Below are 22,399 nucleotides of genomic sequence, written 5' to 3'. Positions count from 1 at the left end.
GATCGAGTGCAAACCCGTCGCCCGCGCCCTCCCTCTTGCGAAAAAGGGGCGGGCCGAAGCCCGCCCCGCTCTCCTCCTGCTTCGCGACTCAGCCGTTGGGCCTCGCCGCGTCGCTCAGGGGTGCCAGGCGCTTTGCTGCGCCTTGGCCCCCGCCCTCACCTCGCCACTCTGAATGACGAGGTCTTGTCGTTGAAATCGGCCGGCACCAGCGAGGTGTCGCTGGTCAGCACCAGCGCGCGGCCTTGGTAGTTGGCGTGTTCGTAAAGGGTCACGCGGGTCCCGGCGGGCACGCGCACGGATGAAATGATGTCGTTCCACGAGGCGCCGACCCAGGGGTTGTCGGTGGTCGAGCACAGCACCTTGCCGGCGTAGTTGGCGTGCTCGTAGAAGCAGGCAGGCGTGCGGGCGCCGATGCGGTAGTTCGCGACGATGCCCTTGGTTTCGTTGATGGCGCGTGCCGCGTCGGCCCAGCCGTCTTGCCCGCAGGCCTGGCCCGAGCAGCCGCCGATGCGCGGGTTCGAGTACTTGTAGTAGTGCGTACCGGCGTACGACATCACGTCGCCATAGTTGGTGCCGGGCACGATGTAGCCCCACGCATAGGGGAACACCGGCTCGCCCCCGCCTTGGGCATGGTCGTGGTTCATGCCAAAGTTGTGGCCCACCTCGTGGGCCATCACCATGGTGGGGCAGTTGTCGTCGGTCACACCGTAGGCCCAGTCGGCATGGCCGGTGGGGCCCTTGGTCACGCTCAGGTAGGCGATGCCGCACGAGCCCACGCCCACGGTGGGCTTGTGCAGCAGGTGCACCACATCGGCCTTGGCGGCGTCGCGCTCGGGGCGCACGTTGGCGAAGGCGCCCTGCCCGTTGGTGATCATCGTCAGCAGCGTGCCCTGGTTGACGTTGTCGTCCTGGTTCACATACAGCGCCTTCACCAGCCTGGCGGTCACTTCCACCGCGCTGTCGCGCAGGATCTGGTTGAAGATGGCCATCTGGCTGTCGATGCGGGCGCGGGCGCCGGCATCGCCGCCGTAGCGGCTGACCATGTTGGGCGTGTAGACGACCATCATGTCCACCGTGCTTTGTGCCAAGGGCTGGATGCGCGCTTCATCGCCCTGCCCTTTTTCTTCGGCAGCGGCGGCCTCCAGCTTGCGCTGCACGGCGCTGCTCAGTGTGTCCGGCAGGCGGGGCTCGGCCAGCGGCGCATAGCCGATGCCGGCGCGCTGCGGGTCGATCAGCCAGGTTTGGCCGGTGCGGCCTTCGAGACGCAGGCCACCTTCGGGCAGCGTGACGATGCCGTTGGCCAGGCCGTTCGGGGCCTCGGTGATGATCACGCGGAAGTCTTTGCCGTGGTCGCGCAGGTGGCCCACGAAGGTGTGGTTGCCGGATTCGCTGCGATGCGTTTCATCGTGCACCACCACCATGCGTCGGCCATCGGGCAGGTTCAGCTCGGCCTCGCCCTGGATGGGCAGCTTGCGCAGTTGCCGCAGGTTCACGCTCACCGGAAAGCTGCCTTTGTCGGGCACATCGGCCGGCCGCGCCATCTCGGCCCGGCTCAGGGCCTGGCCTTGCGGGTGGGCGCCAAAGATCTTCACTTCAGCCGCATGTGCGGCGGTGGTGGCGAGCAGGGCCGCGGCAGCGCACCACTTCAACAGGCCGGTGGCCGGGCGCCGTGTGCCGCGCGCCGGTTTCGAGGCCAGCACAGCACGGGAAAGACGAGCGTGGGTATGCATCGGTGACTTCCTTGTCTGATGGGTAGTTGGCAGGAAACGGGGGCCACCGGGTGGCGGTGGCCCCTTCACAGCGCAGCCGCATCACCGCGGCGGCCGGTGGCGGCTGCGGTGTCTCAGGGCGCCCAGGCTGCCTCAACGGCCCAGCGCGAATCGTTTTCGAAGCTCAGCGAGGTGTTCCAGTCGCTACCGCCAAAGCCATCGGCGATCCACACCTGCGAGGCGTAGTGGCGCAGGAAGCGGTTGGGGTAGTTGATCGCCGCAAAACGCACACCGCCGCCCTGCCCGCTGGCCGAGCAGAAGGTGGCGTCCTGCCGGTAGAGATCGTTGTTCTCCAACGGCATGCGCTTCACCCGCGAGGCCTGGTGGCGCAGGTATTCGCCCGGGAAGTTGCGCGATTCGAACGAGTAGCAGGTGGCGTTGGCCAGCCCGGGCACCAGGCGCCAGGTGGCATCGGCCTTCAGCACCGCATCGCTGCCACTGTTGACCACCTCGGTGTTGGCCAGGCCGTCGTAGTGGCGCAGGTAGCGGTTGTCGAAGCCGGGCGTCAGCACGCGCAGCGATTGGTGGTTGCCCGTGGGCAGGATGACGGCGCTGCGCCACCAGCCCACCTGGGGTGACCACGATGCATCGGCCTTGAACAGCTCGCTGTTGTCAGACTGATGCAGCCACACCGCCTCGGCCTGGTGGCGGATGTAGAAGCCGGGTTTGTTGGCCGATTCGAGCGAAACACCGCCACCGCCATCCAGCGCCGTGCGCGGGCAGAAGGTGGCCGATTGCTTGAACGCATCGCTGTTGTCGCTGGCATCGATGCGAATGCGCCCATCCTGGTGGCGCATGAAGCGGCCCGGGATGTTCACCGACTCGAACGACAAGCAGGCGCTGTTCGACAAGCCGGTGACAGGCTTCCACGAGGCATCCTGCTTGAGCAGGTTGTCGCTCGCATCGTCCACCACCGCGGTGTAGCCCTGGCTGTCGAAGTGGCGCAGGTAGCGGTTGGTGACGCCCGGGGTCACCGTTCGCAGCGAGTAGGCGGTGCCCAGCCTGAAGTACGGCACACCGTCGACCAGCGCCTGGTTGGTGGCACGGACGAGCGCAAAGTCCATCTTGCGCACGCGGCGGTCGTAAGTGAGGAAGCCGTTCAACTCGTCTTCCACGTCGGTGATCTCGGTGTAGACCACCGCGCTCAGGCCCTTGGTGCTGACGAGTTCGCGGATCCGGTTCACCTGCCCCACATAGGCCGACTGCAGCGAGGCCTGATCCGGGTACAGCACATAGCAGCAGGTGGAATCGGGGTTCCACATGTGGCCATCCACCCGCAGCCCGTTGCCGCCGTATTCACCCAGCACCGAGATGCGGCCGGGCTTCCAATCGGGGGCGGCCGGGCCGGGGTAGTCGTGCAGGTCGATCAGATCGCCCGCGCCGCTGTCGCCCGGGGCGAAGTTGATGCCCGAGTGGGTGTTGATCAGGCGACTCTTGTCCCACTGGCGGAAGGTAGCGGCCATGCTGGGCATTTCGAAATCGCCCCAGCTCTCGTTGAAGATCACCCAAGTGACGATGGAGGGCGAAGAGCGGTGCTCGTCGACGATCTCCTTGTCTTCGGCACGCACCTTGTCGCGCACGGCGGTGTTGCCCTCGGCGTCCCACGCGTGAGGCATGTCCTGCCACACCAGCAGGCCGAGCTTGTCGGCCCAGTAGTACCAGCGCTGCGGCTCGACCTTGATGTGCTTGCGCACCATGTTGAAGCCCAGGTCCTTGGTGGCCACGAGGTCGGATTTCAACGCTTCGTCGGTGGGCGCGGTGTAAAGGCCATCGGGCCAGAAGCCCTGGTCCAACGGGCCGTTCTGGAAGACGAACTTGCCGTTCAGCAGCGGCCGAGGCACGCCACCCACATCGCCCACGCTGATCGAGCGCATGCCGAAGTAGCTCTCGACCTGATCGACCACCTTGCCCTTGGCGTTCTTCAGCTTGAGCGTGAGGTCGTAGAGGAAGGGGTCTTCGGGCGACCAGAGGTGCGGGTTCTTCACCTTCACGCTCAGCGCGTCGGTGGCACTGCCGCTGGCCGTGGCCACCTTGGTGCCCTTGGAAGAGACCACGGCGTCGATCGTCATCCCGCTGAGCTTCTTGCCCTTGAGCGCGATCTTGAGGCTGTCGGTGTCGAGGTTGGGGGTCAGATCCACCCGGTCGATGTGCGCCGGCGCTACGGGCTCGAGCCACACCGTCTGCCAGATGCCGGAGCTCGGGGTGTAGAAGATCCCGCCGGGCGAGTTGGTTTGCTTGCCCAGCATGTCGGTGCCGTCGGTGGGATCGAAGGCGCCCACCACCAGCTCGTTGGCCCCCGACTTCAGGTACGAGGTGATGTCGAAGCTGAACGCGTCATAGCCACCACTGTGCTGGCCGACCTGCTGGCCGTTGACATACACGGTGGCCAGGCGATCGACCGCACCGAAGTTCAGCAGCACCTGCTTGCCCGACCAACCTGCCGGCACGGTGAAGCTGCGCTTGTACCAAAGGTGGCGCTCGTTCATGCGCTGAATGCCTGAGAGATACGACTCGGCCGGATACGGCACGCGGATCTGCTCAGGGTTGGGCGGAAAGCTGGGTGCGCTGGCCGGCGGGTGCTCGGCATCGGGCGCGCCCGCGCCACCGCGGTAGGCCCATTGGCCGTTGAGGTTGAGCCAATCGCCACGCACCATCTGCGGCCGGGGGTATTCGGGCAGCGGCACGGGCGCCTGCAGAGCGGCATCCGTCCACGGGGTGGTCATGCGCGGGGTCGGTGCCTGCGGCGACACGGGGGCGTCTGCCGAGGGCGATGCGGCCAGCGCCTGCGCCCGCTCGGCCCCGGCGGGCTGGGCCGGATCATCGGCCGCGCCACCGCCGCAGCCGGCCACCACGGCGGTGGTGGCCAGCATGGCAAGTAGAAGCTTTGTCGTCATGCGTTGTCTCTGGTTGATGAAATTGCGGCAGGCGAAGAAACGGGCAGCACCCCGCCTGCCCCCTCGCCCATGGGCAGCGAGGCGGCATGCATCAAGTGGGCGATGCCCGGCGGCGGGGGCCTACCAGCCCTGGTTGCCTTTGCCTTTGTCGAAAAAGCTGTCGGGCGCGTTCTCGCGCTGCAAGGGCGCCACGCCCGAGCCGGCCACGGTGACGCCGACGAAGCGCACCGAGCCGCGCCCGCCGCCGTCGGCCACCTCGATGCCGTAGGTGCCGGCGCGCTTCACATGCACGTTCTCGAGCTTCACCCGGTTGAAGGTGGCGTTGTCGGCGGCCTGCAGCACGAAGGGCGGGATGCGCTCGCCCTGCGCATAGGGCGTGCCGAAGCCACGGAACTCGATGCCGGCGTAGGTGGGCTCGATGATGTCCACGTCTTTCACGTAGATGTCGCTGATGCTGCCCTCACGCAGGTAGAGCTTCAACGCGCCGTGGTGCCAGGGGTTGGGCGTGTCTTCGCGGAACATCGTGCCGCCCGCTCGGGTGAGCGAGATGTTCTGGAAGGTGGTACGCGGCTTGGCGAAGAGATAGGGGCTGAACTCGTGGTCGATGAGGATGCCCGGGTAGGTCAACACGTCTTCGCAGGTGCTGTCGCGGAAGACGTTGTCAGCCCCACCGTAGACCGCGAAGCAGTTGGCCCGCCACGGCATCTGCACCGACACGTGGCGCACGATGTTGCCGTGGCCAATGCCTTGGTCCGGCGCGTTGCGCTGCTCGTCGGTGAAGAAGTTCGGGCCGAACTCCCAGGTCTTGTAGGCGACCCACTTCGTCCACTGGATGGACCAGATCGCCACCGCATCGTCACCGGTATTGCGCATGTGGCAGTGCTCGACGATGGAGTTCGAGGTGCCGTTGTCCAGGTTGACGCCGTCGGCGTAGGTGTTGCGGATGCGGCAATTGCGGATCACCAGGCCATCGGTGGGCTGGGCCTGGTAGGGGGGATCGTTGCCCACCCAGATCGCGGCCACCTTGTGCTCGATCCACAGGTTCTCGATCAGGCTGTTCTTGCCCATCGGGCCGGCAAAGGCTTTCTGCGGGCCGTTGGTCTCCTCATCGCGGGCCTTGCTTTCGCCGAAGATGGAGAAATCGCCGAACACGCAGCGCGAGCTGGCACCGGCGCAGAAGAACATGGACTTGGGGCCACGGATGTTGGTGTGCCACATGCCGGCGCCGCGCACCTCGATGCCGGGGTTGTCCAGGCCCACGTTGCCGCCATGGATGACATTGGCCAGGTAGTTGCCCGGCGGGAACCACAGCTTGCTCGTCGAGTGCATGGCACGCAGGATGTCGTCGGCGTGATCCACCCCATCGTCGGGGAAGATGCCGAACTGGGTGACCGAGGTGAAGCCCTCGGGCATCGTCAACGGCGCGGGGGCTTGCTCCAGATCGACCAGATCGATGACATAGAAAGGCGCGGCGTCTTGCGCATCGCGCTTGAGCATGACGGTCGCGCCTTGCGGGATCTGATCGACCAGCATGCGCACTTCGTCGAAGAAGGTGTGCGGCTGCGGCCCCGGGATGTCGACCACCGGGTCACCGATCTTGCCGCCGAGGTACGACCACGAGTAGCGCGAGGTGAGCGGCAAGGTGCGAACGCGCGTGCCGTTGACGTAAAGGCCCAGCGTGGCATCGATGCCGCCGCCGCCCGGGGCATCAGGGATCGAATAGCGGACGACGATGGCATTGGCGGCTTTCTGGGTGGTGAACGACACGTAGTCGCCGGTCTTGTTCAGGCGCACGGCCTTGCGGCCGATGGCCTCGGCCTCGATGTGATTGGCATCCCACTTCTGCCGGCTGGGGCCCAGCAGCTGCGCGTTGGTCTGCCCGTCTTCGGCCTGGTATTCGATCCATGGCACGTTCGCGCCACGGGCCACGGCCAAGGCCGGCGTGGACGTGGTGCACGACCAGGCCCCCAGCAGCACACACGCGAGCCGGGTGAGCCAGCCGTGTTGCAGGCGATGGTGTTGTTGATGCACGGGCGTTTCTCCTCTTTTCACTGCAAATCGATTCGGGCCGCTGGCCTCACCACCACGGCAGGCCATTGGCCTCGCGCAGCAGCTGGAAGGCGGTGTCGGGCCGCACGACGACGTAGTCGCTGCCCAGGCTGTTGGCCACATTCAGGAAGGTGGTGGGGGTGACGTTCGTCCACGGCTGCGCCTGGATCAGGATGAAGCGGGGCGAAGTGCGGTTCCACCCGGCCGAGGCCGAGGCGATGTGGTTCTTCATCGCCTGCTCGTCGGTGCAGTAGTTGCACGACAGCGCCATGCCTGGCAGCGTGTTGTCGTAGATGGTGAGGCCGCCGCCGGTGTTCTGGGCCGTGAGACCCAGCAGCGTCGGCGCATTGCGCGCATAGGCGCTGCCCGAGGCCTGGCTGATGCCGCCGGTGATGGTGTTCCACACGGTGATCACCTTCAGCCCGGCCTTCTTGTTGTAGCGCTCGGTAGTGGCCACGAACTGGTCCAGCGCGGCAGCGTTCGTCCACGAGTTGGGGTAGGTGTAGCCGTAGCCTGAAGGGCCGGAGATGAGGTTGTCGTTGACGGTGGACGTGCGGTGGAAGAAGTCGAGCGCGCCAGGCATCGCATCGACCATCGCGGGAGAGACCGTCCAGCCGATGGGCACCTTGCCGCGATCGGGGTTGTTCCAGAGCTTGCGCATCAGGTGCTCGACGTACTGCAGGTTGTCGCCGTCGCTGAGGATGAAGGCGACGTAAAGCTTGTTCTGAAGCGTGGGCTTGGCGGGTACCGGCGCGATCTGGATGGTGCGCGGCATGCCGCTGTGCACCGTCAGGTTGGACGACCAGTCGCTCGCCACGGTGGCGATGCCGTACTGCGACGCCCGCTCGACGCCGCTGGCCTCCTCAGGCCACCAGCCCAGCATCACGGTGCCCGCCCCCATCGAGGCGAGGAACTTGTTGAGCAGCTCACTCTCGCCGGGCACACGTGGGTCGAGCCAGAGGGTGGCCGTGCCCACCGCCGTGGCGTATTCGCGCACCGCGGCCCGGTGGATGGTGGGCGAGATGCTCACCACCGCCCGGTGGGTGAGCGTGGGCCAGAGAGTGTCGTACAGCGTCTGGTAGACCTGCAGCTTGCTGGTGAACTGGCCGCGGTAGTCGACGAGGATGGGCAGGTTGTAGGGCGCCGCCGTGAGCCGAGCCGCCAGCGTGGGCGACGCGATCAATGCCTTGCGTTGGCGCGCGATGGCGGTGGCCAGGTTGATGGTGTCCGGCTGGGCCGGATCGACGACGATCAAGCCCTTGAGCGAGTCTCGGTACTTGGTGATCAGGCTCCAGTTGTCGGAAACCTCTGTCCACTGCAGGCCCAGCGACTGCAGCCAGGTGGTCGGCCCCTCGGCGAATGCGTCTCCCTCGTACGAGAAGATGCGCGGCTTCTTGAAGTTGACGATGCCCTTGAGCGAGGCGAACAACACCATCTCGTCCGAGCTGGGGCCCTGGGTGACACCGACGCGGTCGACCTTGATGTACGCCCCACCGAGCCAGTACACCCGCAGCTCCAACGAATGGTTGGCAGCGGCCAGGTTGAAAGGCAGCTGGAAGTTGACGTACTGGCTGGCCACCGGAAAGTCCATCCGGTTGACCGTGCGCTGCGCGAGCACGGCGCCGCTGGTGGCGTCGCGCACATCCAGCACGACCTGGGGCTCGTTGTTGGCCGTGTTGTTGTCGATCTTGAGCACGAACTCGGCGGTGTTCGGGCCGGGCGGCACGCTGTTGTCGTAGGGGCCGTAGACCATGTGCGCATTCGGCGCATCGATGCCCGTCTGGCACAACCAACCATCGCCATCGGGCCGGCCGGTGGCGTGGGCGATGGCCGGGCCCTCGGCCTCCCAGCGCAGCGGGGTTTCGCGCAGGGTGATGAGGTCTTGCACCGGCTTGGGCGCCGCGAAGCTGGGCAGCAGTTGCTTGGTGGGCCAGGTGATGTCGGCGTGCGCTGCCACGGCACACACCAAGCCAGCGCCCAGCACCGCCGCTGCCCGCATCTGCGCCCTTGCTCCCCTGCTGCTGCTCAACATCGCCTGTGCGTCCTCGAAGGTGTCTGCCGGGATTCGGTGGCGTTCAAGCCGCCGTTCGTGGCCGGGGTTATAGGCCACTCAGTTGGAACGGCTTCCATTACCCATTCAGGATAGTGGGATCTGACATAACCACAATGAAACCACTCGCAACACAGGTAGCTTGCAGTGCGTGTTCATGAAGGTTTTATGGATTCCGACATATCATGACAACGATGTCATGCTGCCGAGATTGATATACCGGTCTGCAACAAAGTACAGAGCGCCCTCACCTTCGGGCCCGCCACGCTCGCAGGCAAGACCGCTCATCGCCAGGCGGCGCCACATGAAACTGAGTATCTGACGGCTGCTTTCGCGGGGCTTCCGTCTAGGGTTTTCTATATATTCAATCGACCGGGGTAATGCAGTAGAAAGCGCTTTCTTTGGCCGACCAACCGGGGCGGCACTCAGTGGAGAAAGCCATGCTGTATTCATCGCGCCGCTTGGCGGCGCACGCCCTGTTGTGCACGCCCCTGGCCTGGGCGGCCGCGGGCGCCCAGGCCGTGGCGCCGGACGCGCCCGAAGCCACCATCTGCAACCGCTTCTGCGATGGACGCGACGCGGCACTCTCACCCGGCGGCCGGCAGCCAGTGGGCACCACCGTGTTCTCGCGCCAGATCCTGTTGCACCTGAATGACGTCGACGCGATGGGCTGGGCCTCGATCGACAACGGATCGCCAGGCGACGAGGTGTGGCTCGACCGGTCGTTCGACAACGGGCGCACCTGGGCCAGCGGCAGCAAGCTGGGCGACACGACGGTGCCCGCCGGTGGCCGCGGCTCGCGCACGACGATGTTCAATGTCGACGACTGGGCCAACCGCGGCGTGGGCGTGTTGCGCGCCTGCGGCAAGGCGGGAGACCGCCCGGACATCGCATGCACGCCGTGGGCGCGCGTGACCTGGAATGCCGGCGATCGGCGCACCGCAGCGGCCACAGGCCTGATGGGGTTTTACAACCAGTCCACCGGCCTTTTCGATACCACCGGATGGTGGAATTCAGCCAACGCCTTGACCGCGTTAATACAGAACATCAAGGTCACCGGCATGGGGAGTTATACCTACGCCATCGCCAACACCTACGATCGCAATATCAATGCCGCCAAGGGTCAATTCAGAAACGACTATATCGACGACACGGGCTGGTGGGGCTTGGCCTGGATTGCTGCATATGACCAATCTAAAGACCAGCGGTATCTCAATACCGCCAAGGTCGACGCAGACTACATGGCCTCGTTCTGGGACAGCACCTGCGGCGGTGGCGTCTGGTGGAGCGATGCCAAGACTTACAAGAACGCCATCGCGAACAGCCTGTACCTGCACCTGACCGCCGCGCTGCACAACCGCCTGCCAGGCGACACGCTGTATCTGCAACGGGCGAAAGACACCTGGGCCTGGTTCCAGGGCACCGGCATGATCAACGCCGACAACCTCGTCAACGATGGCGTGGACCTGCGCACCTGCCGCAACAACGGCGACACCGTGTGGACTTACAACCAAGGCGTGCTGATCGGCGCACTGGCCGAGCTGTACCGTGCCACCGGCGACAAGGCGGTGAAGACCATGGCCAAACGCATCGCCAACGCGGCCACCAAGACACCGCTGCTGCACGACGCCAACGGCATCTTGCGCGAGCCCTGCGAAAGCAATGGCTGCGGCGGCGATGGCCCGTCCTTCAAGGGCGCGCACGTGCGCGGCCTGGCCGCCCTGAATGCGCTGCTGGCCAACCACCCGTACGACAGCTACCTGAAGCGCCAGGCCTACAGCGCCTACGCCAACGACCGCAACGCGCAAGACGCCTACGGTTTGCGCTTTGCGGGCCCGCTCGATTCGATCGACGCCGCGCGCCAGCACAGCGCGCTCGACCTGATGAACGCAGCCCCGCTGCCCTGATCACTGACCGCATACCAAGAAGGGCCGGTGCCGGCCAACCCGGCGCACGGCCTGCCCTGCCTGACCCCGCCAGATTCAGCTCGACAAAGCGTGTGGGAGGCGGCCTGAGGAAGACCCAAAACGTCACATACAGAGAGAGGAGTTTCCTGATGAGAAGGCCCACACTCACCCAGCGCCATGTGGCGCTGCAGGTGGCACTTGTTGCTGGCATCGTCGTCGCCGCGTGCGGCGGCAGCGACGAAGCAGACCCTCAGGCCCAAGCCAACGCCGATGGCCGCGCCCAAGCGCTGGCCGATGAAGAACGCGAAGCGCCGATGGCCGACACGGTGTCCATGGTGAACCCGTTCATCGGCACCAAGATCGGCAACCCCGACCCCGACAACCAGGGCACCGGCGGCGCGGTGGGCAACACCTTCCCCGGCGCCACGCTGCCGTTTGGCATGGTGCAGTTCAGCCCCGACACCGGTTACGGCGAGTTCTATGGTTTCGGTGGCTACAACTATGACAAGGAAGTGCTGCAGGGCATCAGCCTGATCCACTCCAGCGGCACGGGCTGCTCGATCCAGCAGGACATCTCGATGCTGCCCATCGTGGGCAACGTCACACAGTCGCCCGGCACCAACCTGGCGGCCTATCAGGTGTCCTACTCGCACGCCAACGAAACCGCGACACCGGGCTACTACCGCGTGGGCCTCAACAACGGCGTCAATACCGAGTTGACGACCAGCAAGCGCGCTGGCTTCGGCCGCTTCAACTGGCCGAACACCAACGACGCCACGATGATCTTGAACATCGGCCGCAACGGTGTAGGCGCGCGCAGCGCGCAGCTGGAGATCGTCGGCACCAACGAAATCCGCGGCTTCGTCGAGACCGGAGGCGTCTGCGGCGGCGGCGGCTACTTCGTCTATTTCCACGGGCAATTCGACAAGCCCTTCAGCAGCTTCGGCACCTATGCCGGCGACACCGTGACGCCCGGCTCGCGCGTGGCCAGCCGCGGCCAGAAAAACGGCGGCTGGGTGAAGTTTGCCGGCGGGGGCCAGGTGCAATTGCGGGTGGGCGTCTCGTACGTCAGCACCGACAACGCCAAGCTGAACATGCAGACCGAGCTGGCCAGCACCGACTTCGACACCGTGAAGACGAGTGCGAAGAAGAGCTGGAACAAGCTGCTGAACCGGGTGCAGATCACCGGCGGCTCCAACGACGACCGGACCAAGTTCTACACCGCGCTGTACCACTCGCTGCTGCACCCCAACCTGTTCAGTGACGTGAACGGCCAGTACATCGGCTTCGACAACAAGACCTACACCGCCGACGGCTGGGACAAGTACGCCACCTTCTCGGGCTGGGACATCTACCGCTCGCAGGTGCAGCTGATCGGCTGGCTGCAGCCAAAAGTGGCCAGTGACATGGCGCAATCGATGGTGGTCGACGCCGAGAAAGGCGGTGGCGGCTATCCGAAATGGCCCACGGCGAACGACGACACCTGCGTGATGGTGGGCGACGCCGGCGCGGTGATCGTGGCCAACCTGCACGCTTTCGGCGGCAAGAACTTCGACACCGCTGCGGCCCTGCGGTTCATGGAGCAGGCGGCCACGCAACCTGGCACTCGCTCACGCAACTGCGAAACCCGCGTCGGCCTGGCCAGCCAACAGAGCCACGGCTACATCCCTGAAGGGGCCGGCGGCGTGTGGGGCCCCGCGGCCACGACGCTGGAATACGCCCTGGCCGATTCGGCGATTGCGCACTTTGCCGACGCGATCGGCCAACCCGCCAAGCGTGACCAGTACCTGGGCTATGCGCAAGACTGGAAGTCGCTGTACTCCGACTTCTCGGGCTACATCCACCCCCGCCAGGATTCCGGCGGTTTCATCAACGGCTTCGATCGCACCAGCGGCAACAGCTTCGTGGAAGGCAACTCGGCGCAATACACCTGGATGGTGCCGCAGAACTACCGCGGGCTGTTCGACCGCATGGGGGGCAACGCTGCGGCCATCGCCCGACTGGACGAGCACTTCACCAAGCTCGATGCGGGCCCCAACAGCCCGTATGCCTTCATGGGCAACGAGCCTGAGCACGGCTCGCCATGGGCTTACCTGTTCGCCGGTGCGCCCTACAGGTCGCAGACGGTGGTGCGCCGCATCCTCACCGACCTGTACCGCAACAGCCCGGACGGCCTGAACGGCAACGACGACCTGGGCGCCACGTCTGCCTGGTATGTGTGGGGCGCGCTGGGCCTGTACCCCGAACTGCCGGGCCTGGGCGGCTTCGCGATCGGCAGCCCGCTGTTCCCGACCATCAAGATCAAGATGGGCAACGGGCACACGCTGACGATCAAGGCGCCGAACGCCGGTGCCAACGGTGCGTACATCCAGAGCATGTCGATCAACGGCGTGGCCAACACCAGCACCTGGCTGCCGCTCAGCAAGCTGAAGGCCGACACCACGCTGCAATTCGAGCTGGGTGCCTCGCCGAACACCAGCTGGGGCAGCGCACCGGCCGACGCGCCACCCTCGTTCGACCACCCGCGGGTCACCCGTAGCGCGGCCAACTTCAGCGCCGACTTCGACAGCCGTGACAGCCAGCCCGACTGGAACGACACCATCGATTTCGCGGCCAACATCACCGGCTACTGCTGTGCGTTGAACCACATGGAGACCTCGACCCGCCGTGAAGGCGGCACGCACAGCGGCGCAGGCGCGCTGATGTACTCGGGCAACGACAACGACGCGACCCGTTCGTTCTCGTACAACAAGGTGTTCGATGTGAACATCCCGGTCACCAGCGCCACCTCGCTGTCGTATTGGATCCGGCCGAGCTCAGTGAACGCGAACAGCGCCTTCGTCGCGATCGACCTGGTCTTCACCGACGGCACCAGCCTGCGCGACTCGGGCGCCACCGACCAGAACGGCATCCGCGTCCACCCCGAGTTCCAGGGCCGCGGCGGCAAGCTGGCGTTGGACACCTGGAACGAGGTGCGTTCCAACATCGGCCAATGGGCCGCCGGCAAAACGATCGACCGCATCCTGATTGGCTACGACCGCCCCGACGCGACCGGCCAGTTCCGCGGCTTGATCGACGACCTGCGCATCGGCGCGCCCTGATGAAGCGCGACATCGGCCGGCGGGGGGGAATCACCCTCCTCCCGCCGTCCGGTTGGGCGTGGTGGGCGGCATGATGGGTGGCGCGGGGGTGAGCGTCAGTCTGATCCGGCCACCACCCGCAACACCTTCCCGCTCCGGCCGCGTCGGCCGGGCTGACCGCTGCGGCACTGGATGTGCACCTCGGGGACGCCCTGGGTGAGCAGGAAGCCCTCCAGCGCATGGCGCGCGGTTCGCAACTGCTGCGTGACGTCGGCGCCACGGCGGCCCGTGGACAGCAGCAAGTCACGCGGGCCGCGCTGGCGCAGTTGAAAGTCGAACAGGCCGGCATCTTCTTCCAGCACCGTGGTGATCGCCAGCGGCAGCACCGGGACGCGCCGACGGCCGTGGCCTGCGAGCTGCAGGGTGTCGTCACGGCGGCCCTGGATATCAATGACTGGCAGTGGCGAGCCGCAGATGCAAGGCTCGGTCGCGAAAGTGATCTGGTCACCCAGGTCGTAGCGGATCAGTGGCTGCACATGATTGGCCAGGTTGGTGAGCCACGTGCTGGCGCTGCGGCATCCCGGCGGTACCGGCCGGCCCTGTTCGTCGACGGGCTCCAGGATCAGCCAGTCGGTGTTCAGGTGCAACTGCCCCAGACGGCACTCTGCCGCCATCGGCAGGAATTCCGAAGCGCCGTAGCTGTTGCGCACCGGGCAGCCCAGGCCTTGCTCGATGCCATGGCGCATCGCAGGCGTGAGGTTTTCGCCGCCGGTCCACACCTCGCGCAGGTTCAGCCGCAATCTCCCCTCCTGCTGCGCCTGCGCCAGCAGCAAAGCCGCGCTGGGGTAGCTGGCGATCACCGTGGGCCTGCATTGCTGAGTCTCGTCCAACATCTCGTCGATCGGGCGCAGGAAGGACACACTGTGCACCCGCGATGCCAGGGCCGGATTGAGCCGGCGCAGGCGCTCGACCGACACGACGCTCGCAAAGTGGCCGCCGGTGGCCCCCAGGAACACGATGCGTTCGCTCATCAGCCAGGGGTCGAGCAAGCGGTGCCACAGGCTGGGCGCCGGGCGGCGCACGCTTTCGATGGCGTCGTACACCGCCATGGCGTGGCGGTCCTGCACAAAGATGCCCGGCTCGCCGGTGCTGCCCGAACTCTCCCACACCGCATAACGGCCCAGGAAGGGCTCGCCGATGCGACGGCTGTCGCGGGTGAAACGCCGCAACTCGCCCAGATTCAGGGCCTGGTCGGTCACCCAATCATCGAAGCGTGCCATCAATTCGGCCTTGCCGATGGGCGGCAACCCCTCCAGGCGCGGGTCGGCGCCCAAAGCCGCAGCCGGCAGGCGCTCGCGGTACAGGCGTGAGCCTTTGGCTGCCACAGCGAACAGCCGCGCGAGCCGGCGCGCCTGCCGGTCGGCCAGCACCCGCGCGTCCGACTGCGACGCTCGCCAGACATCGGCGGCCACCGCGGCGGTCAACCAAGGGTCGATGGGCAACATGCGCGTGGTTCGAGGACCTGCCGGTTGAAAGCACACCCGCAACGGGCCAGGATCCGGACAACGCACGACCGGACCAGGCCAGACTGCGGAACCCTGAAAGACAAAAGGGGCGCCAGGTCAAACCTGGCGCCCCTCGTCGTTCTTGGTGGCGGAGACGGAGGGATTCGAACCCTCGATGGAGTTTTTGACCCCATACTCCCTTAGCAGGGGAGCACCTTCGGCCACTCGGTCACGTCTCCAGCCGAAGCAGGCATTCTAGCCTGATCATTGGGCGTTTTTCGCGCCCTGTGCGTTCGACGCTACTTTTATTCCTCTTCGGCCGCTGCAGTGACGGCATTCGGGTCGTCGAGCTCGAAGACCTTGTGCAGTGCGCGCACGGCCAACTCCATGTACTTCTCGTCGATGACCACCGAGGTCTTGATCTCGCTGGTGGAGATCATCTGGATGTTGATGCCCTCTTCGGACAGGGCGCGGAACATCTTGCTGGCCACGCCCACGTGGCTGCGCATGCCGATGCCCACGATCGACACCTTGCAGATCTTGGGGTCGCCGATGACGGTGGCGGCGCCGGTGGCCGGCTGCACCTTGGTCTTCAGCAGGTCCATCGTGCGCTGGTAGTCGTTGCGGTGCACGGTGAACGAGAAGTCGGTTTTGCCGTCGTGCGACACGTTCTGGATGATGACGTCCACGTCGATGTTCGCATCGGCCACTTCGCCGAGGATCTGGTAGGCGATGCCAGGCTTGTCGGGCACGCCCATCACGGTGACCTTGGCTTCATCGCGGTTGAAGGCGATGCCCGAAACAACGGCTTGTTCCATCTTGACGTCTTCCTCGAAAGTGATCAGGGTGCCGGACTTGGCCTCTTCGTTGATGTCGATGTCCCAGGGCGTGAAGCTGGACAGCACACGCAGCGGCACACGGTACTTGCCGGCAAATTCCACCGAGCGGATCTGCAGCACCTTCGAGCCGAGGCTGGCCATTTCCAGCATTTCCTCGAAGGTGATGGTGTGCAGGCGGCGCGCCTCGGGTACGACGCGCGGATCGGTGGTGTAGACGCCGTCCACGTCGGTGTAGATCAGGCACTCGTCGGCCTTCATCGCGGCGGCCACGGCCACGGCCGAGGTGTCAGAGCCGCCACGCCCGAGCGTGGTGATGTTGAGATCGTCGTCCACCCCCTGGAAGCCGGTGATGATGACGACCCTGCCCGCCGCCAGGTCGGCCCGAACGCGGGCGTCGTCGATGCTCTGGATGCGGGCCTTGGTGAAAGCGGAATCGGTCTTGATGGGCACCTGCCAGCCGTTGTAGCTGACCGCCTCCATGCCTTCGGCCTGCAGCGCCAGCGACAGCAGGCCCACGGAAACCTGTTCACCGGTGCAGGCGATCATGTCCATCTCCCGCAGCACGCTGGCGCTGTGCTTGGACGGCGCCACTTCTTTGGCCAAACCCAGCAGGCGGTTGGTCTCGCCGCTCATGGCCGAAGGCACCACCACCATCTGGTGCCCGGCGCGGGCCCATTTGGCAACACGTTTGGCCACGTTGCGAATGCGCTCGGTGGTCCCCATCGAGGTACCGCCGTACTTGTGAACAATCAGTGCCATGGGCTTCTCAAAGGTCTCGCTGGAGTTGCACGACTGAACGCGCCATCGGCCGCCAGGGCCGCGGCGGGCGTGACCTGTGGCCACGCAAACCCGTCAAGTTTAGCTGCCGCAGTGCAACAAAACTCTGATACCTCACCGAGCAAGAAAGTGGCCTTCGCGTCACGCGAAGGCTGATGCCCCTCAGGTTTCCGCGCCGGCGCACTCCAGCACGGGGTCAGCGCTCTTTGGGGAGGGTGCCCTTCTCCGCCGATGGCGGCGGCTCGTCCGACGCCCAGTGGATCGACAACTGCGGCTCGCCCGGAGCCGCCCAGGCGCGGGCATCGATGCCCAGACCCGGCACGTAGACCACCTGATCGGCGGTCGCGATGAGAGGCCCGCCACGAGCCCACGCCGGAACGGCCGCAGCCTGGAACTGCTTTTTCAGGCTGCGCGGCAGGCTGCGGGGCGCCATCTGGAATTGGTCGCCGGGTTGCCGTTCACGCAGCATGGCGCGCTCCAGAAGGGCCACCGGCACGCCGCCCGAGTCGACCCCCGACAGCGTCAGCGTCCCGCCCCACGCAGGCACCGGCCAGCGACCCGGGCGGTGCAGAGGGAACGGAGCGGTCTCCTGCGCTGTCGCGGCCGCGCCGGGTGACCACGTCGGCGACAGCATGGCCCGCTGCGCACATTCCAGCCTGCCGCGGTACAGCCGCAGTTCGCGCTGCCCGTCCAGTGGCCAGCGGGCCGCCTTGGCGCCTGGCAACTGGATCAGCAGACGCGTCACCAGCGTTTCAGGCACGCCCTCGTCCACCTGCTGACGCAACCAGTGCCGCAGCGAAGCCGCGCGCCGTGCCGCGGAAAGATCCAGCCACCCGGCCACGCTCAGAAGCCCCTCTGCGCAGCGCAACGCCGCCACATCGGCCGCCGCCACTTCATCGACCAGTGCCTGCGCCTGCTGGGCGAGGTGCGCAGCCTGAACCAGCGCAGACTCCGCATGCGCAAACGCGGCCAGCAACGCCGGCCAGACGTCGTGGCGCAGTCGGTTGCGATCAAAGCGGGTGTCGTGGTTGCTGTCGTCTTCGATGTGCGACAGGCGATACCGCGCCACGTAAGCCGCGATGGCCGACGCCGGCTGATCCAGCCACGGGCGAATCCACCGCAGCCCGCCCCGCACGGCCTCGCGCGGCATCGACGACAAGCCCGCCGGGCCAGCACCCCTCAAGGCCTGCAGCAAAAACGTCTCGGCCTGGTCACGGCGATGGTGTGCGAGCAGCACGAGCGGGGCGCCGGCCTGCTGCGCCATGTGCGCCAGAGCGGCGTAGCGCTCCCGCCGGGCCCAGGCCTCGACGCTTTCTCCGGGCGAAGGGCTGCCCTGCAGCCGCGTGCAACGGGCACTGACCGGCCAGCCGTCACGCGCCCAGCGGGCGCATTGCCGCTCGACTTGTGCCTGCCACTGGTCCGCTGCCGGGTTCAAACCATGGTGGACATGCAAAGCCACCACCTGGACGCCAAGCGCCTTGGCGGCGCGGGTGGTGGCGTGCAGCAGAGCGGTCGAATCGCGCCCGCCGCTGACGGCCACCGCGACCACACGCGACGCGTGAGACACCGCTATCGCCAAAGATGAGTTTCAACGCCACCCGCGCGGGCGGCGAAGCTTCCCCGCCCGCCCGGTGGGCGGTGGTGGCGCACGGCCACCACGCGGCGCATTCAGCGAGCGGTCGTGTCGTTGAAGCGGCCGTAGCTCTTGAGGCGCTCGTAACGTCGCTCAAGCAATTCGGTGGGGGTGAGGTCCGCCACCTGCCGCAGGGCGTCGACCAAGCCGCGCTTCAGCTGCGAAGCCATCTGCTTCGGGTCACGGTGAGCACCGCCCACCGGCTCGTTCACGATCTTGTCGATCAGACCCAGCGCCTTGAGGCGGTGGGCGGTGATGCCCAGGGCCTCGGCCGCATCCGAGGCACGCTCGGCCGTCTTCCACAGGATCGAGGCACAGCCTTCCGGGGAGATCACCGAGTACACCGAGAACTGCAGCATCAGCACCTGGTCGCCCACGCTGATGGCCAGTGCACCGCCCGAGCCGCCTTCACCGATGATGGTGGTGATGATGGGCACCTCGAGCTGGGCCATCTCGAAGATGTTGCGGCCGATTGCTTCGGACTGGCCGCGCTCTTCGGCGCCGACACCCGGGTAAGCACCGGGCGTGTCAACAAACGTGAACACCGGCAGGCCGAACTTCTCGGCCAGCTTCATCAGGCGCAGTGCCTTGCGGTAGCCCTCAGGGCGCGGCATGCCGAAGTTGCGCAGGCCACGCTCTTTCGTGTCACGTCCCTTTTGCTGGCCGATCACCATGCAGGCCTGGCCATTGAAGCGCGCGAGACCACCGACGATCGACTGGTCGTCCGCGAAGGCGCGGTCGCCGTGCAGTTCCTGGAACTCGGTGAAGATCTCGTTGACGTAGTCCAGCGTGTACGGCCGTTGCGGGTGGCGCGCAATCTGCGTCACCTGCCAGGGGTTCAGCTGGGTGTAGATGTCCTTGGTGAGCTGAAGGCTCTTCTTGTCCAGCCGATCGATCTCTTCCGAGATGTCGACCGCCGACTCGTTCTGCACGTAGCGCAGTTCTTCGATCTTCGACTCCAACTCGGCGATCGGCTGTTCGAACTCCAGGAAGTGGCGTTTGCTCATCGGATGATTCTCTCGCGATGGTTGCAGGTCAGTACTCGACGGGCAGCGGATCCAGGCTGCGCCAGAGGTACCAGGTGGCGACCGAGCGGTAAGGTGCCCAGCCCTCACCCAACTCACGTGCTTCGGCACGCGATACGGGTTCACCGCTGAAATAGCTCAGGCTGATGCCCTTGAGCAGGCCCAGGTCGTCCAGCGGCAGGACATTCGGGCGCATCAGGTGAAAAATCAGAAACATCTCCGCCGTCCACCGGCCGATGCCGCGGATGGCGACGAGCTCATCGATGATGGCCTCGTCGTCCATCTGCTGCCATTGCCTGACGTGCACGGTGCCGTCGTCAAAGTGGCGGGCCAAGTCGACAAGATATTCTGCCTTGCGCGCGGACAGGCCCGCCGTGCGCAGCGTCAAGCCCTCGAGCGCCAGTACGGCCGCAGGTGAGAGGCGATGCGATGGACCGCCCACCAACGCTGCGAACTTGTCCCACACCGATTGGGCGGCCTTCACCGAAATCTGCTGCCCGACGATCGAGCGCGCCAGCGTGGTGAAGGCATCGCCCCGGCTCTGCAAGCGGGCCTCGCCGAACTGGGGGATGAGCTTTTTCATCACCCGGTCGCGCTTGGCCAGATGCTTGCAGGCATCATCCCAATACTCCGGCGTGACGCCGGCCGCGTTACTGCCCTTGGACGCCATGTCAGGCTTTGACCCAGGTGGTGCCTTGCGGGGTGTCTTTCAACATCACGCCGGCGGCCGAAAGCTCGTCACGGATGCGGTCGGATGCCGCGAAATCACGCGCCTTCTTGGCGGCATTGCGGGCCTCGATGCGTTCGTTGATCCAACCCTCGTCGAGGCCGGAGCCGGCCCGCAGAAATGCCGTGGGCTGCTGCTGCAGCACGCCCAGCGTGCCGGCCAGTGCCCGCAGCAGGCGCGCCACGTCGGCAGATGCGCTGCGGTTGACTTCAGCTGCCAGTTCAAACAACACCGCCATCGCACCGGGGGTGTTGAAATCGTCGTCCATCGCCGTCTTGAAGGCCGCGGCGGCGGGTTGCTGCCAATCGATCGGGCCCGAGTTGCCTTGCGGCGACCCGCCCTTCTCCAGCGCGGTGTACAGGCGGCGCAGCGCGCTGCGCGCGTCTTCGAGATTGGCGTCGCTGAAATTGAACGGGCTGCGGTAGTGCGTGCGCAGCATGAAGAAGCGCAGCGTCTCGCCGTCGAACTTCTTCAGCACGTCGCGGATGGTGAAGAAGTTGCCCAGTGACTTGGACATCTTCTCGTTGTCGACGTTCAGGAACCCGTTGTGCAGCCAGTAGTTGACGAACGGGTGGCCCAGGGCCCCCTCGCTCTGCGCGATCTCGTTCTCGTGGTGCGGGAACTGCAGGTCCATGCCGCCGCCGTGGATGTCGAAGCGCTCACCCAGCACAGCGCAGCTCATCGCCGAGCATTCAATGTGCCAACCGGGGCGGCCCGGCCCGTAGCCGCCATCGAACTTCGCATCGGCCGGCTCATCGGCCTTGGCAGCCTTCCACAGCACGAAGTCCAGCGGGTCTTCCTTGCCCTCGGCCGCAGCACGCGCCTTCAGATCGCGGTCGGCCAGGCCGGCACCGGCGCGCAAGTCGTCGATCGACTTGCCGCTGAGCTTGCCGTAACCGGGGAACTTGCGCACGGCGTAGTTCACGTCACCGTTGCTCGCGCGGTAGGCGAGGCCCTTCTGCTCGAGCGTGCCGATCATCGACAGCATCTGCGGCACGTATTCGGTGGCACGCGGCTCGTGCGTGGGCGGCGCGGCGCCGATGGCGCCCAGGTCTTGACGCATCGCCTCGATCATCTCGTCGGTCAACGCGCGAATGGTGATGCCGCGCTCGACCGCCCGCTTGATGATCTTGTCTTCGATGTCGGTGATGTTTCGAACGTAGGTGACCTTGTAACCGCTGGCCTCAAGCCAGCGGTAGACGACGTCAAACGCCATCATCATCCGCGCATGGCCCATGTGACACAGGTCATAGATGGTCATGCCGCACACGTACATGCGGACATGCCCCGGTTCGATGGGAACGAAGTCTTCGACCTGACGGGTCAGGGTGTTGTAGATGCGCAGGGCCATCAACGAGAGGGGCAAGGGGCGCGGTGGCATCGCATGGGAAGCGATGGCTGCAAGAAGGATTTCCTGCCCGGGCGCCCGTTGTGCGGGGGTCGCTAGAATCGTCTGAGTATAGCCAAGGAGACTTTTGACGTGACATCGAACGCCACCCGGGCAACCACTATCCTTTGCGGCTTGGGCCGTCGTGCCTGCTTGCAAGCCCTGGGCCTGGCCCTCGGCGCGGCGTGCACGCTTTCGGCGCATGGCCAAGCGGCATCGGCGCCGGAAGCCCCCGCTTCTGCGGCACCGGCGGCCGTGGCCAGCCACAAGGTGCGCCTGGCCACCAGCATGGGCGACATCGTGGTGGAGTTGTACCGCGACAAGGCACCGAAGACGGTTGACAACTTCGTGCAGTACGTGAAGGCCGGCCATTACGACGGCACCATCTTTCACCGCGTGATCAGCAACTTCATGATCCAAGGCGGCGGCATGAAGCCCGACATGAGCGAAAAGCCCACGCGCGCGCCGATTCCGCTGGAAAGCCGCAACGGCTTGTCCAACGTGAAGGGCTCGATCGCGATGGCCCGCACGATGGTGCCGAACTCGGCCACCTCGCAGTTCTTCATCAACGTCAACGACAACACCTTCCTCGACCAGCCCAACGCCCGCGATGGCGAGGGCTACGCCGTCTTCGGCAAGGTGATTGCCGGCCTGGACGTGGTCGAGAAGATCAAGGACGTGGAGACCAAACCCAAGGGCCCGCATCAGAACGTCCCCGCGCAGCCCATCACCATCAAGAAAGCGACGTTGGAGTAAA

13 protein-coding genes and 1 tRNA gene are annotated in these 22,399 nt (G+C 65.9%); 3 read left to right on the top strand and 11 right to left on the bottom strand.

What is annotated here, in order from left to right; translation table 11 throughout:
- Positions 1-155: 155 nt before the first annotated feature.
- From AACH06_RS18775 to AACH06_RS18760, 4 genes are all read right to left on the bottom strand, one after another.
- Positions 156-1,730, bottom strand: a complete 1,575-nt coding sequence (locus tag AACH06_RS18775) for a M12 family metallo-peptidase (RefSeq protein ID WP_341427283.1) — start codon at positions 1,728-1,730, stop codon at positions 156-158.
- Between the two features lie 113 nt (positions 1,731-1,843).
- Entirely contained in the window at positions 1,844-4,663 is a 2,820-nt protein-coding gene (locus tag AACH06_RS18770) for an AbfB domain-containing protein (RefSeq protein WP_341427282.1), read from the bottom strand.
- A gap of 120 nt (positions 4,664-4,783) precedes the next feature.
- On the bottom strand, positions 4,784-6,694 hold the full coding sequence (locus tag AACH06_RS18765; RefSeq protein WP_341427281.1) for a hypothetical protein: 1,911 nt from the start codon (positions 6,692-6,694) through the stop codon (positions 4,784-4,786).
- Positions 6,695-6,740: 46 nt separating this feature from the next.
- On the bottom strand, positions 6,741-8,744 hold the full coding sequence (locus AACH06_RS18760; protein WP_341427280.1) for a GxGYxYP domain-containing protein: 2,004 nt from the start codon (positions 8,742-8,744) through the stop codon (positions 6,741-6,743).
- Positions 8,745-9,202: 458 nt separating this feature from the next.
- On the opposite strand from AACH06_RS18760, the gene AACH06_RS18755 reads away from it, so the two are divergent.
- A complete protein-coding gene (locus tag AACH06_RS18755; protein WP_341427279.1) occupies positions 9,203-10,669 on the top strand; it encodes a glycoside hydrolase family 76 protein in 1,467 nt (488 codons plus the stop codon).
- Positions 10,670-10,818: 149 nt separating this feature from the next.
- Positions 10,819-13,770, top strand: a complete 2,952-nt coding sequence (locus AACH06_RS18750) for a GH92 family glycosyl hydrolase (RefSeq protein WP_341427278.1) — start codon at positions 10,819-10,821, stop codon at positions 13,768-13,770.
- A gap of 95 nt (positions 13,771-13,865) precedes the next feature.
- On the opposite strand, the gene AACH06_RS18745 is transcribed toward AACH06_RS18750, so the two are convergent.
- The 7 genes from AACH06_RS18745 to cysS form a co-directional block, all read right to left on the bottom strand.
- Complete coding sequence (locus AACH06_RS18745) at positions 13,866-15,254, bottom strand: phenylacetate--CoA ligase family protein (protein WP_341427277.1); 1,389 nt, start codon at positions 15,252-15,254, stop codon at positions 13,866-13,868.
- A gap of 146 nt (positions 15,255-15,400) precedes the next feature.
- Positions 15,401-15,493 (bottom strand) — tRNA-Ser (locus tag AACH06_RS18740).
- 66 nt (positions 15,494-15,559) lie between these two features.
- Positions 15,560-16,852, bottom strand: a complete 1,293-nt coding sequence (locus AACH06_RS18735; protein ID WP_341427276.1) for an aspartate kinase — start codon at positions 16,850-16,852, stop codon at positions 15,560-15,562.
- 214 nt (positions 16,853-17,066) lie between these two features.
- A complete protein-coding gene (gene tilS, locus AACH06_RS18730; RefSeq protein ID WP_341427275.1) occupies positions 17,067-18,437 on the bottom strand; it encodes a tRNA lysidine(34) synthetase TilS in 1,371 nt (456 codons plus the stop codon).
- Between the two features lie 101 nt (positions 18,438-18,538).
- Complete coding sequence (locus AACH06_RS18725; protein ID WP_341427274.1) at positions 18,539-19,510, bottom strand: acetyl-CoA carboxylase carboxyltransferase subunit alpha; 972 nt, start codon at positions 19,508-19,510, stop codon at positions 18,539-18,541.
- A gap of 28 nt (positions 19,511-19,538) precedes the next feature.
- On the bottom strand, positions 19,539-20,198 hold the full coding sequence (locus AACH06_RS18720; protein ID WP_341427273.1) for a DNA-3-methyladenine glycosylase family protein: 660 nt from the start codon (positions 20,196-20,198) through the stop codon (positions 19,539-19,541).
- A gap of 1 nt (position 20,199) precedes the next feature.
- Complete coding sequence (gene cysS, locus AACH06_RS18715) at positions 20,200-21,606, bottom strand: cysteine--tRNA ligase (protein WP_341427341.1); 1,407 nt, start codon at positions 21,604-21,606, stop codon at positions 20,200-20,202.
- 189 nt (positions 21,607-21,795) lie between these two features.
- On the opposite strand from cysS, the gene AACH06_RS18710 reads away from it, so the two are divergent.
- Positions 21,796-22,398 carry a peptidylprolyl isomerase gene (locus tag AACH06_RS18710; RefSeq protein ID WP_423222056.1) on the top strand — a complete coding sequence of 201 codons (603 nt, stop codon included), beginning with the start codon at positions 21,796-21,798 and terminating at the stop codon, positions 22,396-22,398.
- Position 22,399 lies beyond the last annotated feature (1 nt).

This window comes from Ideonella lacteola (assembly GCF_038066555.1).
In the GTDB taxonomy this organism is placed as follows: domain Bacteria; phylum Pseudomonadota; class Gammaproteobacteria; order Burkholderiales; family Burkholderiaceae_C; genus Ideonella; species Ideonella lacteola.
The sequence above is the reverse complement of the archived record's forward strand: the minus strand, read 5'-3'. Positions and strand labels throughout refer to the sequence as shown.

Excerpts from the sequence above, each read along its gene's own strand:
- AACH06_RS18775 (WP_341427283.1), bottom strand. The coding sequence starts at position 1,730 with ATGCATACCCACGCTCGTCTTTCCCGTGCTGTGCTGGCCTCGAAACCG.
- AACH06_RS18770 (WP_341427282.1), bottom strand. The coding sequence starts at position 4,663 with ATGACGACAAAGCTTCTACTTGCCATGCTGGCCACCACCGCCGTGGTG.
- AACH06_RS18760 (WP_341427280.1), bottom strand. The coding sequence starts at position 8,744 with ATGTTGAGCAGCAGCAGGGGAGCAAGGGCGCAGATGCGGGCAGCGGCG.
- AACH06_RS18755 (WP_341427279.1), top strand. The coding sequence starts at position 9,203 with ATGCTGTATTCATCGCGCCGCTTGGCGGCGCACGCCCTGTTGTGCACG.
- AACH06_RS18750 (WP_341427278.1), top strand. The coding sequence starts at position 10,819 with ATGAGAAGGCCCACACTCACCCAGCGCCATGTGGCGCTGCAGGTGGCA.
- AACH06_RS18745 (WP_341427277.1), bottom strand. The coding sequence starts at position 15,254 with ATGTTGCCCATCGACCCTTGGTTGACCGCCGCGGTGGCCGCCGATGTC.
- AACH06_RS18735 (WP_341427276.1), bottom strand. The coding sequence starts at position 16,852 with ATGGCACTGATTGTTCACAAGTACGGCGGTACCTCGATGGGGACCACC.
- AACH06_RS18725 (WP_341427274.1), bottom strand. The coding sequence starts at position 19,510 with ATGAGCAAACGCCACTTCCTGGAGTTCGAACAGCCGATCGCCGAGTTG.
- AACH06_RS18720 (WP_341427273.1), bottom strand. The coding sequence starts at position 20,198 with ATGGCGTCCAAGGGCAGTAACGCGGCCGGCGTCACGCCGGAGTATTGG.
- cysS (WP_341427341.1), bottom strand. The coding sequence starts at position 21,606 with ATGGCCCTGCGCATCTACAACACCCTGACCCGTCAGGTCGAAGACTTC.